Source organism: Chryseobacterium culicis, assembly GCF_900108365.1.
GTDB classification, from domain to species: domain Bacteria; phylum Bacteroidota; class Bacteroidia; order Flavobacteriales; family Weeksellaceae; genus Chryseobacterium; species Chryseobacterium culicis.
On sequence record NZ_FNWQ01000003.1, the window covers coordinates 702,378 to 718,194 of the forward strand.

The 15,817-nt window shown below is 37.2% G+C and carries 16 protein-coding genes; 3 read left to right on the forward strand and 13 right to left on the reverse strand.

Features of this window, described 5'->3' with window-relative positions:
• Position 1 precedes the first annotated feature (1 nt).
• From murG to mraZ, 9 genes are all read right to left on the reverse strand, one after another.
• Positions 2 to 1,096, reverse strand: a complete 1,095-nt coding sequence (gene murG, locus BLW74_RS14930; RefSeq protein ID WP_089693490.1) for an undecaprenyldiphospho-muramoylpentapeptide beta-N-acetylglucosaminyltransferase — start codon at positions 1,094 to 1,096, stop codon at positions 2 to 4.
• 1 nt (position 1,097) lies between these two features.
• Positions 1,098 to 2,336, reverse strand: a complete 1,239-nt coding sequence (locus BLW74_RS14935; protein ID WP_089693612.1) for an FtsW/RodA/SpoVE family cell cycle protein — start codon at positions 2,334 to 2,336, stop codon at positions 1,098 to 1,100.
• Between the two features lie 22 nt (positions 2,337 to 2,358).
• On the reverse strand, positions 2,359 to 3,696 hold the full coding sequence (gene murD / locus BLW74_RS14940) for a UDP-N-acetylmuramoyl-L-alanine--D-glutamate ligase (protein ID WP_089693493.1): 1,338 nt from the start codon (positions 3,694 to 3,696) through the stop codon (positions 2,359 to 2,361).
• 62 nt (positions 3,697 to 3,758) lie between these two features.
• Positions 3,759 to 5,000, reverse strand: coding sequence for a phospho-N-acetylmuramoyl-pentapeptide-transferase (mraY, locus tag BLW74_RS14945; RefSeq protein ID WP_089693495.1), 1,242 nt, complete (start codon positions 4,998 to 5,000; stop codon positions 3,759 to 3,761).
• Positions 5,001 to 5,079: 79 nt separating this feature from the next.
• Positions 5,080 to 6,540, reverse strand: coding sequence for a UDP-N-acetylmuramoyl-L-alanyl-D-glutamate--2,6-diaminopimelate ligase (locus BLW74_RS14950; RefSeq protein ID WP_089693496.1), 1,461 nt, complete (start codon positions 6,538 to 6,540; stop codon positions 5,080 to 5,082).
• Positions 6,541 to 6,596: 56 nt separating this feature from the next.
• Positions 6,597 to 8,588, reverse strand: coding sequence for a penicillin-binding transpeptidase domain-containing protein (locus tag BLW74_RS14955; RefSeq protein WP_089693498.1), 1,992 nt, complete (start codon positions 8,586 to 8,588; stop codon positions 6,597 to 6,599).
• Positions 8,572 to 8,937, reverse strand: coding sequence for an FtsL-like putative cell division protein (locus BLW74_RS14960; protein ID WP_002981890.1), 366 nt, complete (start codon positions 8,935 to 8,937; stop codon positions 8,572 to 8,574). Before BLW74_RS14960 ends, BLW74_RS14955 begins: the two co-directional genes overlap by 17 nt.
• 98 nt (positions 8,938 to 9,035) lie before the next feature.
• Positions 9,036 to 9,929, reverse strand: coding sequence for a 16S rRNA (cytosine(1402)-N(4))-methyltransferase RsmH (gene rsmH, locus BLW74_RS14965; protein ID WP_089693500.1), 894 nt, complete (start codon positions 9,927 to 9,929; stop codon positions 9,036 to 9,038).
• Positions 9,930 to 9,977: 48 nt separating this feature from the next.
• Positions 9,978 to 10,436, reverse strand: coding sequence for a division/cell wall cluster transcriptional repressor MraZ (gene mraZ / locus BLW74_RS14970; protein ID WP_089693501.1), 459 nt, complete (start codon positions 10,434 to 10,436; stop codon positions 9,978 to 9,980).
• Positions 10,437 to 10,708: 272 nt separating this feature from the next.
• Here mraZ and BLW74_RS14975 point away from each other — a divergent pair, with 272 nt between their 5' ends.
• The 3 genes from BLW74_RS14975 to BLW74_RS14985 all read left to right on the forward strand — a co-directional run bounded on the left by BLW74_RS14975 (position 10,709) and on the right by BLW74_RS14985 (position 12,599).
• A complete protein-coding gene (locus BLW74_RS14975; RefSeq protein WP_089693503.1) occupies positions 10,709 to 11,470 on the forward strand; it encodes an alpha/beta fold hydrolase in 762 nt (253 codons plus the stop codon).
• A 63-nt stretch (positions 11,471 to 11,533) separates the two neighbouring features.
• Positions 11,534 to 12,157 carry a ribosome biogenesis GTP-binding protein YihA/YsxC gene (gene yihA, locus BLW74_RS14980; protein WP_089693614.1) on the forward strand — a complete coding sequence of 208 codons (624 nt, stop codon included), beginning with the start codon at positions 11,534 to 11,536 and terminating at the stop codon, positions 12,155 to 12,157.
• Positions 12,150 to 12,599: a GNAT family N-acetyltransferase gene (locus tag BLW74_RS14985; protein ID WP_089693505.1), complete on the forward strand. Its 450-nt coding sequence runs from the start codon at positions 12,150 to 12,152 to the stop codon at positions 12,597 to 12,599. Before yihA ends, BLW74_RS14985 begins: the two co-directional genes overlap by 8 nt.
• A 172-nt stretch (positions 12,600 to 12,771) precedes the next feature.
• On the opposite strand, the gene BLW74_RS14990 is transcribed toward BLW74_RS14985, so the two are convergent.
• From BLW74_RS14990 to BLW74_RS22470, 4 genes are all read right to left on the reverse strand, one after another.
• Positions 12,772 to 13,071: a hypothetical protein gene (locus BLW74_RS14990; protein ID WP_089693507.1), complete on the reverse strand. Its 300-nt coding sequence runs from the start codon at positions 13,069 to 13,071 to the stop codon at positions 12,772 to 12,774.
• Positions 13,072 to 13,263: 192 nt separating this feature from the next.
• A complete protein-coding gene (locus BLW74_RS14995; protein WP_089693509.1) occupies positions 13,264 to 13,929 on the reverse strand; it encodes a response regulator in 666 nt (221 codons plus the stop codon).
• A 12-nt stretch (positions 13,930 to 13,941) separates the two neighbouring features.
• Positions 13,942 to 15,588 (reverse strand): tetratricopeptide repeat-containing sensor histidine kinase, encoded by a 1,647-nt coding sequence (locus BLW74_RS15000; protein ID WP_089693511.1) that lies wholly within the window; start codon positions 15,586 to 15,588, stop codon positions 13,942 to 13,944.
• A gap of 47 nt (positions 15,589 to 15,635) precedes the next feature.
• Complete coding sequence (locus tag BLW74_RS22470) at positions 15,636 to 15,794, reverse strand: hypothetical protein (RefSeq protein WP_167358432.1); 159 nt, start codon at positions 15,792 to 15,794, stop codon at positions 15,636 to 15,638.
• Positions 15,795 to 15,817: the final 23 nt, after the last annotated feature.

Here is a 15,817-nt window from a genome sequence, read left to right on the forward strand (position 1 = left end):
ATTATTTTATCACTTTAAAAATCTCGTCTACAATCTCTTTTGCGGCATTGGGTTTGGCAAAATATTTCAGATTGTCCGACATTTCTTTTCGTACCCTTTCATTTTCGCAGATCTCTGATAGAGTATTCCAGAATTTTTCGTGCATTTCAACGTCTTTTACCATTCTGGCGGCCTTTTTTTCAACCAGGTTCATGGCATTTTTCGTTTGGTGGTCTTCTGATGCAAAAGGGAAAGGAACCAAAAGCACGGGTTTTTGTGCTACAGCTAACTCTGAGATGGCAATAGCTCCTGCTCTTGAAACAATGATGTCAGCTGCAGAATAAGCCTGCTCCATATCTTTGATAAATTCTTTCAAATGAACTGAAGCTGGAAGCTGTAGGCTGGAAGACAATTCTTTGTAATCCAACTTTCCTGTTTGCCAAATTAATTGATATCCTTTTTCTTTCAGATTTTCAAGATTTTCTTTCCATGCATTATTCAGTGTTCTGGAGCCTAAAGAACCTCCTACCGACAGAATCGTCAGTTGGTCTTTATTCAATCCCATTTTTTCTTTTGCCTGAGCAGTATCCAGAATTCCAGAAACAATATTTTCACGAATAGGATTTCCCAGAAATTTTATTTTCTCTTCCGGAAAGCCTTTTACCTTTGGGTAAGCTGTAAAGACGGCTTTGGCTTTTTTGCTTAATATTTTATTGGTTACCCCTGCATAAGCATTCTGCTCCTGTATGAAAATCGGAATTCCCATTTTGCTTGCTTCGTAAAGCGCTGGTCCGCTGGCAAAACCGCCTGTTCCTACTGCAAAATCGGGAGCAAAATTTTTAATAATCTTTTTAGATTTTGATAAGCTTTTCAGGATCTTAAAAGGCAGTCCAAGGTTGGATAAAAGATTTCCCCTGTCGATGCCGGCAATATCAATCCCCTCTATTTTGTAGCCTGCCTGCGGAACTTTTTCCATTTCCATTTTTCCATTGGCACCAATGAACAAAAATTCTGCATCAGGAAATCTGTTTCTGATTTCATCAGCAATAGCAATGGCTGGGAAGATATGTCCTCCTGTTCCTCCGCCTGATAATAGTATTTTTATTTTTTTGTTCATTTTAAGCGATATCGTTTATTTCTGCTATACTTTGTTTTTTGCCCATTCCTTCTTCATCATAAATCTGGATTCTTGAGCTTATATTTAAGATAATGCCCAGCTGCAGATAGGTCACCAGCATGGATGTTCCTCCATAACTAATTAAAGGCAGCGGCTGTCCTGTTACCGGGATCAGATTCACCGCCACGGCTATGTTGACCGAGAGTTGAATGAAGATCATTACTCCGAGACTGAGCACGAGCAACGATCCGAAAAATGCCGGCATTTTACTTGCAATCATCACAATCCTGATCATCATAATCAGGTACAAACTGATCAGAAAAGCGGCTCCAATCACCCCATATTCTTCCACGATAACCGCGAAAATAAAGTCGGAGGCCGATTGCGGAAGCATTTGCTTCAATGCACTTTTTCCTGGTCCCATTCCGGTAATTCCGCCATGCACAATAGCGGCTTTGGCCTGCATTACCTGATAATTTTTTGCTTTTACACTCTCATCATCCACATCTGCTGTCTTGGCTTTGCTTGATGTAAATGTTTCAATACGGCTCATCCATGTATGAACACGGTTTCCACCAATAAGATTCGTATTCAGTGCAATTAACAGGAAGAATACAATGGCTACAAAAGATGCAGAGATAAATCCTGCAATATATTTCCAGTGAAGCTGTCCTATGACAAGAACAACCACAGAAACCATTAAAATCATTAATGCTGTGGAACCGTTATCTTTTGCTACCAGTACAAAAACAAGCAGGATAGGTCCGAAAATATACATGATATTTTCTATCGGAAGCCGTTCTCTGGTGATCTTTTTGGTTAAATACCTGCACAGATAAATGATGAGCATTAAAAAGGCAAATGATGAAGGCTGGAAGGAGATGGGGGTTCCCGGGATTTTCAGCCATCTGGAAGCACTGGCTCCGTCAATGGTCTGTCCGGTAAACATGGTCACAATCAGAAGAACAATCATAAGGCCGAGCAGGATGCTGCTGAGCTTTCCGATGTATTCGTATTTTATAGTTCCTACCAGTCTCATAATGGCCAGCCCCAAGACTACAAAGAACATATGTTTGATAACGTGACCTGTTGTGGTTCCGTTATTAACAATATATTCGAGATTTGAACTTGCTGAATAAACCGGGAAAATAGAGAAGATGGAGATCACAAGGATGACCATCCAAAGTACTTTATCGCCCTTTAGAAATTCAAATCTGTTTTCTGTGTTCTGTTCGTCCATATTTAATGCTATTGGCTTCTGGCTATTGGCCATTGGCTTTTAATACCTGTTCTTTAAACTGGCGTCCTCTGTCTTCATAGCTTTTAAACAAGTCAAAGCTTGCGCAGCACGGAGACAATAAAACGGTATCACCTTTTTTAGCCAGTGATTTTGAAATTCTCACGGCTTCTTCCATACTGGAAGTATCATAAATAAGTTCTTTTTTGTCTTTAAAGAAATCGATGATCTTCTTATTATCTACTCCAAGGCAAACAATGGCCTTTACTTTTCTTTTGACTAAGTCTTCAATTTCAGTATAGTCATTTCCTTTATCTAATCCGCCAACAATCCATACGGTTGGCGTTTTCATGCTCTCAAGGGCGTAGTAAGTGGCGTTTACATTGGTTGCTTTACTGTCGTTGATATATTTTACGTTATCAATTTCAGTTACAAACTCTAATCTGTGCTCTACGGCCTGGAATGTCATCAATGAATGTCTGATGCTTTCATTGTTGATTTTTAATATCTTACCCGCTATAGAAGCTGCTAAACTGTTGGCTACATTATGATTTCCGAGTAAAGACAATTCATCAACTTTCATGGCGAATTCATCTTTCATTTTAACCACAATTTCATCTTCATTGATGAAACCTCCTTCCGGTAGTTTCTCTTTGATGGAGAAAGGAATCATTTTAGCCTTTATTTCAAGTTTTTCCAGAAGATTTTTGCTCATTTCATCATCTTTATTGTAGATGAAAAAGTTGTCATTCTCCTGATTTTCGGTAATTCGGAATTTAGCTAAAGCATATTCTTCATAATTGTAGTTATACTGATCCAGGTGATCCTGAGACAGATTTAACAATAATGAAATATAAGGTCTGAAATTCTGAATATCATCCAGCTGGAAAGAGCTTACTTCCAGTACATAATATTCATGATTTTCATCTGCCACCTGTCTGGCAAAGCTGTATCCTATATTTCCTCCTAATCCTACGTTTAATCCGTCATTTTTCAGGATATAATAGATCAGTGAAGTTGTTGTTGTTTTTCCGTTGCTTCCGGTAATGGCGATGATCTTTGCGTCTGTAAATTCAGAAGCAAATTCAATTTCAGAGGACAGCCTGATTCCTTTCTCATGAATCCTGGTGATGATGTCTGCCTTTTTCGGAATTCCGGGACTTTTTACGATCCAGTCAGCATTTAAAATCCTTTCCTCATTGTGGCTTCCTTCTTCAAATTCAATTTCATTTTCGGTAAGAAACTGCTTATAGTTATCCTTAATGGCTCCTTTGTCTGAAAGAAATACTTCCAGGCCTTTTTTCTTAGCCAAATAAGCAGCTCCGCATCCGCTTTCTCCACCTCCTAAAACAACTATTTTCATATTATAAAAGCTTTATGCTATAGGCTTTAAGCGTTAGGCTTATTGCTTACAGCTTTTAATTTTTATCTCATTTTTAATGTAATCAGACATACAATGGCCAGTATTACCCCGATGATGATCATTCTGTTCACGATTTTACTTTCGTGAAATCCTTCTTTCTGATAATGGTGGTGTAATGGTGACATTTTGAACAGTCTGTTGTTTTGGGCATATTCCAGCCCGTATTTTCTTTTTCTGTATTTGAAAACTACTACCTGAAGCATTACAGATACGTTTTCAATAAGGAAGATTCCGCATAATACAGGAATCAGCAATTCTTTTCTTAAAATAATGGCTAAAACGGCAATGACTCCTCCCAGCATCAAACTTCCGGTATCTCCCATGAAAACCTGTGCGGGGTAAGTGTTGTACCAGAAGAATCCGATCACGGCACCTACCATGGCTACGGCAAAAATGGTGGTTTCTCCCATGTTGGGAAGGAACATGATGTTGAGATAATCTGCAAAGATGATGTTCCCTGAAAGATATGCGAAAAGAGCCAGCGTGAGGAGTATAATGGCACTCGTTCCCGCTGCCAGACCATCAATTCCGTCTGTGATATTGGCTCCGTTTGAAACGGCTGTTACAATGAAGATCACAATGGGAATAAAGACAATCCATGCCCATTCATGAGCATCTTTATCATTCATCCAGAATAAAATTCCGCTATAATCGAACTCATTATTTTTGGCAAACGGAACTGTGGAAACCGTAATTTTTTCCGTAGGCATAAAGTTTTGCTCTACGTTGTTTCTGTTCACTACTTTGGCATCTGCATATTTTCTTTTAACAGTGATATCCGGGTGGAAATACATTGTAATTCCGACAATTAGCCCTAAGCCAACCTGTCCTACAATTTTGAATTTTCCACTTAAACCGTCTTTATTTTTTTTGATTTTCTTTAAATAATCATCAAGAAAGCCAATAGCACCCATCCAGAACATTGAAACCAGCAGCAGAACAATATAGACATTGGTAATTCTTGTAAAAAGCAATACCGGAATAATGGTTGCCAGAATGATGATAAGCCCTCCCATGGTAGGAGTTCCTTCTTTTTGTTTTTGACCATCCAATCCCAGATCACGCACCAATTCACCCATTTGTTTTGTTCTCAGGTAATTGATTACTCTTTTCCCGTAGACAAGAGCAATAATCAGAGAGAATAGTACAGCCATTCCGGCACGGAAGGAAATGTATTTCAACAGTCCCAGTCCCGGAACGTGAATTCCATGGTTGGTTAGATATTCGTATAGATAGTATAGCATAGTTTCAATTGTTAATAAATGATCATTGATAATTGATGAATGATAAATCGGTTATTATTGATCAATTATCGTTTATAATTTATTTGCTCATTAATTTCCAAAGCTCATTAATTACTTCTTTGTCATCAAAATGATGTTTCACACCATTGATCTCCTGATAGGTTTCGTGGCCTTTTCCGGCTACTAAAACAATATCTTTAGGTTCTGCAAATTTTATCGCCATCTTTATGGCTTCTTTTCTGTCCGGAATTGAAGTGTATTTGCTGAAATTCTGAGGTTCAACGCCTGCTTCAATTTCTTTGATGATCTGAGCCGGATCTTCTGTTCTCGGATTATCTGAAGTGATGATGGCCAGTGTTGATTTTTTAGTGGCAATATTTCCCATTTCAGGTCTTTTGGAGTGGTCTCTGTCTCCTCCGCAGCCGAATACCGTGATTAATCTTTCGTTTTTGGTTCTGATATCGTTGATGCTGTCCAGAATGTTTTCCAAAGCATCCGGAGTATGTGCATAGTCTACGATAAAGAAAATTCCGCCATCAGATCTGAAGGTTTCAAATCTTCCGGAAACTCTTTTTAACTGGCTGATAGCCTGAAGAATTTCGTCCTGCTCAAAACCCAGCTCTTCAGCAATCCCAAAAACAAGCAGCAGATTGTAAACATTGAATTTTCCGGTCAACGTTGTCCAGAATTCTTTTCCGTTGAAGTTCAGCAGCATCCCGTTGAAATCCACTTCCAGTAATTTTCCGTGATAATCTGCCATCGTTTTCAAAGCATAAGACTTCTTTGTAGCCTTCGTATTCTGAAGCATCACATTCCCGTTTTTGTCATCTGTATTGGTGATGGCAATGGCAGTATCTTCTAACTGATCGAAGAATCTTTTCTTTGTTTTTAAATATTCTTCGAATGTTTTATGATAATCTAAATGATCATGAGTAAGATTGGTGAAGCCCGCTATTTTGAAATGCAGGCCTTCAATTCTGTTTTGGGCAATTCCGTGGGAACTTACTTCCATGAAAGCAAATTCACATCCTTTTTCCACGGCTTCCGCCAAAATCCTGTTGATGGTAATCACGTCAGGAGTGGTATGGGTAGCCGGAATAATTTCTTCGCCAATTCTGATTTCAACAGTGGAAAGCAAAGCTGCCGGATAACCCAGGTTTTTAAAAACGTCAAATAGAAGGGTAGAAACCGATGTTTTTCCATTGGTTCCCGTAACGCCTATCAGTTTCAGTTTTTTGGAAGGATTTCCGTAGAAATTGGAGGCAAGATAACCTAACGCTTTAGACGAATCTTTTACCTGAATATAGGTCACATTTTCTGCCAATGTTTCGGGAAGTTCTTCGCAAACAACTGCTGAAGCTCCTTTTTCAATAGCAGATGTAATGAATGAGTGACCATCCACTACCGTTCCTCTCATGGCAATATACAGCGCATTTTCTGTAACCTTTCTGCTGTCAATCACCAATGCAGTAACCTCGCGGCTACTTTCACCGTGAATTTCCAGTACTGGGATTCTGTTTACTAATTCTGTTATAATCATCTTTATCAATAAGGCCTTGCCCTATTTTGTTTTAAATTTCCTTACGGACTTTGTTTCTAATTTTGCAGAGACAAATAAATTCTCTGGTTCTTACTGATTGTTGTGCCTTCCAGAGGGAATTGTTCTTTAATTCTTCCGACTCCTTTATAATCGACACGATAGCCTAAGTTTTCCAGCTGCGGGATTACGTTTTTGCCTATTAATCCCACTACATTAGGCATCTGCTTATCATTTACTGCTATTTTAACATTGGGTTCCACCATTTTGCTTAGGTTTACCTTTTTGTCTACGAGCATTTCTTTTTCAATATTCTGAGGCGTTTTCAGGAATGTTTTTCCTGCAATTTCTTTAAATACCGGGGCTGAAACAGAACCTCCATAAAATCCTTTTGCGGTATTGGGCTCACTGATCATTACATAACACGTGTATTTCGGAGCGTCTGCCGGATAAAATCCTGCGAAAGATGCACGGTATTTCATTGGGCCTGGCAGCCAGTATTCAAACCTTGCCGTACCTGTTTTTCCTGCCATTTTCAGGTTGGGAGTAAAGATGCTTCGTCCGGTTCCCTTTTCTACAGCCTTGGTAAGCGCGCTGGTCATCATTTTAATTGCTTTTTCCGAAGCCATTTTATTTACCATTACCTCGGGTTTGGCGCTGTACATTACTTTTCCGTCCTTCATGATTTTATCAATGAATAGAGGCTTAAGCATTTTCCCGCCATTGGCAACCCCATTGTAGAAAGTTGTGAGCTGCAGAAGGTTGATGTTGGAAGAATATCCATAGGAAATGGAAGCCAGCGTTGCAGCATTCCATCTTTTGTTTTGAGGGGTTACAATCTTTGGTTTTGTGATTCCCGGAAGCTCGATATCCATTTTGTCGAACAGTTTCCAACGTCTTAGATGGTCAAGGAAAATCTGCGGTTTTTCTGCGTAGTATTTGGTAATCAGCTTGGCTGTACCCACATTGCTTGACTTCGCTAATACATCACTGATGTCATAGGTTCCTCCTCCGTGGCCGTCTGAGATTCTCTGTTTTGCATATACCCAAACTCCGTTTCCTACGTTTACCGTTGTATTTTCATCGATGAAACCGTCATCCATTGCTGCAAGAAGCGAAATGGTTTTAAAAGTGGATCCCGGTTCGATATTATCTTTCAGGGCATAGTTGTAAGAATCTTCATAATCTCCTGATTCTGTTCTTCTTAAATTAACAAGGGCCCGCACTTTTCCGGTTTCAACTTCCATGACAATAACGGTACCATGCTTAGCTTCGAAATTAATCAGCTGCTTCTCCAGTGCGGAGTGGGCAATATCCTGAATTCTAAGGTCTAAGGTGGTATATACATCTTCTCCGTCTACCGGTTCCTGAACTTTCCAGAAGTCGATAGGCTTCCATTGGGAAGAATTGATTCTTTGTTCCAGTCTTTTGCCGTCAGTTCCGGTTAAATATTTTGAGAAAGCCCCTTCCAGACCGGATCTAAGCTCGCCATTATCCATTCCAATGGTTCCGGCTCCGATTTCTGAGGTGGCCAATTCTCTTTTGTAGTTTCGGTCAACAATGAATCCTCCTTTATTTTTTCCCCTTCTGAAGATCGGGAATTTTCGGATTCTGTCGTACTGATCGAAATCCAGCCCTTTTACCAGAGTATAATACTGGTTTTTCTTTTTCTTCTGCTCATCAAACTTTTGTCTGAATTCTCCTCTCGACTTTCCGAACATTTTACTTAAAGAATCTGTCAGCGCTCCGATGTTGTTGGAGTATACTGTATCTTTCATGGTTTTGAAGTCAAGATAGATGTCATATCTCATTACCGTGGTTGCGAGAATAGAACCGTCGGAGGCAAAAAGATTGCCACGGGCAGCTTTCAAAGTAGCTTCGCGGTAGTTTTTATTAATGTAATCATCTTTTATTTCCTGGACATTGGTGTTCTGAAGGATGACAATTCTTGCCAAAAACATGACAAACACGCACAAAGCTACCACTGCAAAGAGGTAGCCCCATCGTAACGTTTTCTTACGTTTATTGTCGTATTCATTTTGCTTTTGCATCTGTACTGTCCAGTTTTATTAGCAATTTGTGAGGGTGGTTTTCCAAGGTCATTAATGAATCCCGGGCAACCTCTTTCCCCAGCTCTGATTCCATTTTTACTTTGATCAGCTTACTCTGGGCGTAAGCGTTTCGTGATTTGTATTCTTCTGTTTCTTCCTTTAAGGCGTTTACAATTTTTATTTTCTTATTGACGAGATGGTTGGTATAAATCATGGCCATCATCAGAACAAACAGCAAGAGAAAATACTTGTAATGTATTTTGATCTCATCACGGTTCAGAAAGTTTCCTTTTATAATGTCTATAAAAGTGAGTCTTTTCTGGGGACGATTTGTTGTTCTTTTTGCCAATTTATTATGTCAATTTGCTTGCAGTGAATTTACTTCGTGTCAATGGTCAATTTTATTTTGTTAAATGATTCACTATAGACAATTCACTCATTCACATTTTATACTTTAATTCCTGTTCTCATTTTGGCACTTCTTGCTCTTGAGTTTTCTTCTATTTCCTGGTCATCAGGAATGATGGCTTTACTCTTTATCAATTCGAATGCCTTTTTATAATTTCCGTAGATATCTCTTTCCGGTTCTCCTTCGAACATTCCGTTTTTCAGGAATCTTTTTACCAAACGGTCTTCCAGAGAGTGGTAAGAAATAACGACTAGTCTTCCTTCCGGTTTTAAAACATTATAAGCCTGAACCAGCATTTCTTTCAACACTTCAAGTTCCTGGTTTACTTCTATTCTTATGGCCTGAAAAAGCTGAGCATAGAACTTATTCACCTTGTGGGGCGGAATGTAGCTGAACAATTTTTTCAGATCTTCCGTAGTGTCTATACTTTTTGTTTTTCGGTGATGCACAATTTCTCTTGCCAGCTTTCTTGCTTCTCTTAATTCTCCGTAATGGTAGAAGAGGTCTGCAAGCTCACTTTCTTCATATTCGTTAATCACTCTTTTGGCATCCAGATTCTGCATTACATTCATTCTCATATCCAAAGGAGCGTTGCTTCTTGTAGAAAAACCTCTGTCTGCTTCATCAAACTGATGCGAAGAAACACCAAGATCTGCCAAAACACCGTCCACCTGAGCAACACCGTACATGAGCAACGAGTTTTCCAGAAACCTGAAATTCTGATTTACTAAGGTAAATCTGGAATCATCAATTGTATTTTTAAGTGCATCCAGGTCCTGATCAAAACTGAACAATCTCCCTTTGTCGGAAAGTCTGCTCAAGATTTCTCTTGAATGGCCTCCGCCTCCAAAGGTGCAGTCCACATATATTCCGTCAGGATTCGTCACCAAATCATCAACACTCTGCTTCAACAAAACGGGGTTATGATACATGCTTAATTGTGTTTTTTATTTACTATATAATCTATTAATAACCTGCAGTTATTCTTCATCGAAAGAGCCCATCACATCTTCGGCAAGGCTGGCAAAATCCGCTTCGTTGGTAGCGATCACCTTTTCATAGGCATCTTTATCCCAAATTTCGAAGAGCTCTCCTGCGCTGGTAATCACAATGTCTTTTTGAAGATGTGCAAAAATCGTCAGATCTTTTGAGATCTGTAATCTTCCTGCATTATCAAGTTCCACTGTTTTTACTCCTGCCGTAAACATTCTTATGAAATCAGCATTCTTTTTTATGAACCTGTTCAGTTTATTAATTTTACCCATCAGTTTGTCCCATGCATTCATAGGATAAACTTCCAGACAGGGTTGGAACACAGATCTTTTGACTACAAATGCCTTGTCGTCGAAGTTTTCCATCTGTTTGATTAAAGATGAAGGAACTTTCAGGCGGCCTTTGTCGTCAATTTTACACTGATATGTCCCAATGAAATTTTTCATTTGGGACAAATTTATATAATAATTTCCAAAATTTCCCACTTTTTCCCACTTTTTGACTCAATGTTAATAAGTTTTATTAAAGATTGAATTTCAATAATGTAAAATATTGATATGAAGACACTTGCTAAAAGTGTTATTTAGGCCATAATAAAGCGGTTTTGAAAAAAAAGGTTAAAAAGGGTAAGATTATATTATTTTTATCTTAAATTAGGATAATCAAAATTTTTTTGAGGTTTAATTTGTATTTTTGCAGGGCTTTATTAAGGCGTTTTATGATATTTAGTACAAAAAAAGAAAAGAAATATTCCTATGTAGAAGCGGGAGAAGGACATCCATTAGTGCTGTTGCACGGGTTAATGGGTGGTTTGAGTAATTTCGATAAAATGGTAGATTTTTTTTCGGATAGAGGCTTTAAAGTATATGTTCCTCAGCTGCCGATCTATGATCTGCCGGTACTCAATACCAATCTTACCACTATCGCAAAATATATTATCAAGTTTATAGAAAGTCATATTTCAGGGCCCGTAAGCATTGTAGGGAACTCAATGGGAGGTCATGTAGGGCTTATTTTAACTTTGGCAAGACCGGATCTTGTGAAGAACCTTGTTCTTACAGGAAGCTCCGGATTGTATGAAAGAACTTTCGGAGACAGCTTTCCGAGAAAGAATGACCGTTCTTATATCAGAAAGAAAACGGAAGAGGTTTTTTATGATCCCAAGGTAGCAACAGAAGCTCTTGTAGATGAAGTTTTTGCGGTAGTGAATGACAGAATGAAAGGAATCAAGACGGTAATGCTGGCCAGAAGCGCCATCAAACACAATATGCTGAACGATCTTCCGAAGATTGTGACACCTACCTGCCTGATCTGGGGTAAGCAGGATAATGTAACGCCTCCTGAAGTGGCAGAAGATATGCACAAGTTTATTCCTAATTCGGATCTTTTCTGGATAGATCACTGCGGGCATGCAGCAATGATGGAAAAGCCGGATGAATTCAACGAAATCCTGTATAACTGGATAAAAGATAAAGTTTAAAAACATACAAATGACCATTAAGAGCTTTTCTTAATGGTTTATTTTTCTAAAATACATTCAAAAATGATTATCAAAACAGCAGAGTTTGTAAAGAGTAGCGGAAAGTGGCAGGAATGCCCTGAACCAAATATTCCGGAATATGCTTTTATCGGAAGGTCGAACGTAGGAAAGTCATCACTGATTAATGCGATGATGAATCATAAAGATTTGGCAAAGACCTCCCAAACTCCTGGAAAAACACAGCTGATCAATCATTTTCTGGTGAATGAAAACTGGTATCTGACCGATTTGCCCGGATATGGATATGCAAAAGTTTCAAAAGTTCAGCGAAAAGATTTTGAAAAGCTGATCACCAATTATATTCTGAACAGAAGAAATCTTGTTAATCTTTTTGTTTTGGTAGATGTAAGGCATACTCCGCAGAAAATTGATCTGGAATTTATCCAATGGTGCGGGGAAAGTGGAATACCGTTTTCCATTGTCTTTACCAAGGCAGATAAACTGAAGCCTAATGCGGTTGTGAAAAACGTAGAAGATTATAAAGCTGAGCTTCATAAAACGTGGGAAGATCTTCCTGAATTATATATCACTTCTGCAGAAAAAAAGGAGGGAGGAGAACACATTCTTAATTTTATACAGAAGACGAATGATTTTTTAACGCATAATAATATAAGCTTCGATGAGTAATATGGTATGGAAAATCAAGACATTTGATGAGTTCACTGTTCCTGAACTGTATGCCGTACTGAAGGCACGTATTGATGTTTTCGTTATTGAGCAGAACTGTCCTTATCCCGATCTGGATAATTACGATCAGAAAGCGATTCATATCTGGGCTGAAGAAGCCGGTCAGGTGCTGGCCTACTGCCGTGTATTTGATAAAGGAATAAAGTATGATGAAACTTCTTTCGGAAGAGTTCTCACTACAGAGCAGGCGAGAGGGAAAAGCCTCGGGAAACAGCTGATACAATATGCTATAGAAACTATTGAAAACCGTTTTCATACTTCTGAAATAAAAATATCAGCACAGGATTATCTGTTAAGATTTTACAGCGCATTCGGATTTGTAGATACGGGTAAAAAATATCTTGAGGACGATATTCCGCATACGGAAATGATAAGAAAATAAAATAAGGTATCTCGTTTGAGATACCTTATTTTCGAACTGTTGTATAAAATTATATTGGGTTGTTGTTAGTGTTTCTTCTTTTCTGAATTCAAAATTACTATTATTAACGGGTACAACCTTACGGAAACCCGTAATTGGCTTAATAATTTCAAAAGTTTTTATAAATATCCTATTAATTACAGCCGGCACAGTAAGACCTGTCTACATATTGCTTGCTGCTTCCGGAATAATAATAGCATCCTCCCCTGGACCCGACATATAATGGATGACCGTTATAAGAACATCCTTTACTTGATGTAAATGCTCTTGAATAAGACGAACTTTTTGACCTTCTTTTTTTATTGGCTTTACTTTTTCTGGGCTTTTTGCCGGAAAGCTCTTTTGCGTAGATGGTTGTTGTGCTGTAAGCTGAAAGATTGTAGGGAAATAATATTCCTAAGCCTAATAGCCCGGTAAATAGTAGTTTTTTCATGGTATTTGTTTTCTAATTATTTTAATTGCACTTGACTCTAATCTGGATTGTAATAAAGTGCATTATTGTTTGTGTACACGTCTTTTTATTTATGATCCAAATTTAAACTCCAATAAAATAGAATCCTTACGGAAAACCGTAACAAAAAACCTTTCAAAAAATGAAAGGTTTGTAAAATCTATCTGGCAGGATTTAAATAATCCCCAAATCCTTACAAAAAGAAACAAGCTGCTCGTTGTTTGTGATCCGGAGATTTTCTTTCATGATGTTCAGTTTTTTTTCCACACTGCTTAAGCTGTTAGGTTTAATATCATTATTTTGCAGATAAATAGGAATGTTTTTCTGTAAAACTCCCTGAGATAAAAGAGAAACTAAAGTGATATCATAATTAGAAAACTCATAATTGTTGAGTTGCTTTACTTCCTGTTGAAGATCGAGAGACAGATAATTTTCGTCCACATAAATGGATGCAATGGCTTTTTTCAGTTCTTTCGAATCATTACGGGCTTTCCGGACAAAACCATTAATTCCGTATTCGTTAAAAAGACTGTCAATTACTCCGGACCGGTGCTCTGCCGAAAAGACAATTATTTTCAAAGAAGGCTGCAGCTCTTTAATGGCTTTTATCAGTTCCTTTCCGTCCTTAAGATTTTGTATATTGTGATCTTCTTCAAAAGAAAGATCGGTAATTAACAAATCGTAAAGATCTTTTTCACGAATAGACTTTTGTACTTTTGCTAGTGCGTCATCACAGTAATATGCATAATCCATATTGGAAATGCTAAGGTCGTCTAATGTTTTCTGTACTGAAATACTGATGCTTTCGTGATCTTCAGCTATTAAAATTTTTTTGAACATTCTTTTTTGTTTTTACGATGTTGGGAATGAGATATAAATCCTGAACCCTTTTTCTATTGTGTTGTCAAAAATAATTTCTCCTGCGATGGTTTCAATACGGGAAACCGTATTTCTCAAACCATTTTTATACGAAAAGTTTCCAGGAACACCAATTCCGTTGTCTGTGTACTGGATTTTTACCATGTTATTATTTCGTTCAAATTTAAATGCAACAAGGCTTGCACGGCTGTGTTTCTTCATATTGACCAGCAGCTCGCGAATGATTTGATAGATATTATCTTTAACAGATTCATTAATTCCGCGCCATATATTTTTTTCATTTCCGGCGAGAAAAGTATTCACATCACCGTTTTTGAATGAACCAATGAGACTGGATATTTTCTCATCAAATTCTATAATCGCTTTTGTCTCTGGTTTTTCGTAAGAAATATCTCTTGATTTTTCGTAAACAAATTCAAGCTCATCCAACGCTTTTTCTTTATCAAAATTTTCCTGATTTTCTATTTTTGTCATTACCTGATAAATGCCGTTGGCTACTACGTCATGAACTTTTTTGGATATTTTGAGCTCTGTGTTCTTTATTTCGATTTCTTTTTCTTGTTGAAGTTTTTTCTGCCTTTTCTTATATAAAATGATAATAATAATTAATACGGCAACAAGTAATCCAGAGAGGAAATACTGCCATAATAATTGAACTTCTTTTTCTGCCTTTTCTGCCTTTACTTTTGTGTTTTCATACTTTATAAAAGCAAATTTATTGGTGTAATCATTACGGCTAGCCTGTATGCTGTCCGACAGACTTTTATATATTTGAAAATGATCATTTGTATTTGATGGTTGATCAACATAAATTATTTTTTCAATAGCTTCCAATCTGTCCTCAGGGCTTTTGTTTAATTCAGCTATTTGAAGCATTTTTTTTGCATAATACAATGATTTATCAGGATTTAATTTCTTATTAATTTCTGCTAAATGAGAATAGCTTGAATTAGCACCCCAAAAATCATTATTTTCTAATTTAAGTTTTAGTATATTTTCTATATTTATTTCTGCTTCTGGATTATTATTATCAAGCCATTTTGTGTACTCAATATTGTCTTTAATTCTATTTTTTAAATTTATATCTGAAAGTTTTGATAAATCAAGTTTTTGTAAAATGTTCAACGCGTGTTTATATTTTCCTAATTTACATTCTGCTACAGATTTATTATTTAATATACTTAATCTTTTTTCTCCATCTTCAATTTTAGCAGAAAGAGCTTTATCATACCATTCAATAGCCTGAGAATATTCATTTTGATTTAATTTCAGATTACCCATAGTATCATATAATGCATAAAGGCTTTCATCATTTTCTTTCATCATTTTTAAGGCTTCAACTAATGTTGATTCTGCGCCTAGAAAATCACCTCTATTTTTTTGAGCGTTTGCCTGTACAATCAAACTTTTAGAAATATCAGAAAAATCATTTTCTTTGCTATAGTAACTAATAGCTTCCTGAAGTTTTAAATAGGCTTCAACATCATTTTTTTCAAGAAGATTAACGCCTTCATTATATAACTTATCTGCTTTTTTTATATTAGGATTGGTTTGAGGGCTTTCCTTGCACGCAACAATAAGAAAGAAAGAAAAAAGAGAAAATAATAAATTTCGTATCATTTTACTAAAGTAAAAAAAAACCACTCTAAAAAGAGTGGTTAAAATTTTTATTTTTTAGGTGGAAGTGTGGTTCCTGTTTCACCTCCGGTATCACTACCACTTTCTGCAGAAAGTGTTGTGGCAGGTGTGGAGTTGTTATCATTTGCCGTATTGGTATTGTCGTTTGGGAATGCTAAACCTAATAGCATCAATATAATTTGAATCATTTCCTTAAAATTTTTGAAGTTTG

Coding starts and splice junctions, on each gene's coding strand:
- murD (WP_089693493.1), bottom strand. CDS start 3,696: ATGAAAATAGTTGTTTTAGGAGGTGGAGAAAGCGGATGCGGAGCTGCT.
- BLW74_RS22470 (WP_167358432.1), bottom strand. CDS start 15,794: ATGATTCAAATTATATTGATGCTATTAGGTTTAGCATTCCCAAACGAC.
- BLW74_RS14985 (WP_089693505.1), top strand. CDS start 12,150: ATGAGTAATATGGTATGGAAAATCAAGACATTTGATGAGTTCACTGTT.
- BLW74_RS14975 (WP_089693503.1), top strand. CDS start 10,709: ATGATATTTAGTACAAAAAAAGAAAAGAAATATTCCTATGTAGAAGCG.
- murG (WP_089693490.1), bottom strand. CDS start 1,096: ATGAACAAAAAAATAAAAATACTATTATCAGGCGGAGGAACAGGAGGA.
- mraY (WP_089693495.1), bottom strand. CDS start 5,000: ATGCTATACTATCTATACGAATATCTAACCAACCATGGAATTCACGTT.
- BLW74_RS14935 (WP_089693612.1), bottom strand. CDS start 2,336: ATGGACGAACAGAACACAGAAAACAGATTTGAATTTCTAAAGGGCGAT.
- BLW74_RS14995 (WP_089693509.1), bottom strand. CDS start 13,929: ATGTTCAAAAAAATTTTAATAGCTGAAGATCACGAAAGCATCAGTATT.
- BLW74_RS14950 (WP_089693496.1), bottom strand. CDS start 6,540: ATGATTATAACAGAATTAGTAAACAGAATCCCAGTACTGGAAATTCAC.
- BLW74_RS14990 (WP_089693507.1), bottom strand. CDS start 13,071: ATGAAAAAACTACTATTTACCGGGCTATTAGGCTTAGGAATATTATTT.
- rsmH (WP_089693500.1), bottom strand. CDS start 9,929: ATGTATCATAACCCCGTTTTGTTGAAGCAGAGTGTTGATGATTTGGTG.
- yihA (WP_089693614.1), top strand. CDS start 11,534: ATGATTATCAAAACAGCAGAGTTTGTAAAGAGTAGCGGAAAGTGGCAG.
- BLW74_RS15000 (WP_089693511.1), bottom strand. CDS start 15,588: ATGATACGAAATTTATTATTTTCTCTTTTTTCTTTCTTTCTTATTGTT.
- mraZ (WP_089693501.1), bottom strand. CDS start 10,436: ATGAAAAATTTCATTGGGACATATCAGTGTAAAATTGACGACAAAGGC.
- BLW74_RS14955 (WP_089693498.1), bottom strand. CDS start 8,588: ATGCAAAAGCAAAATGAATACGACAATAAACGTAAGAAAACGTTACGA.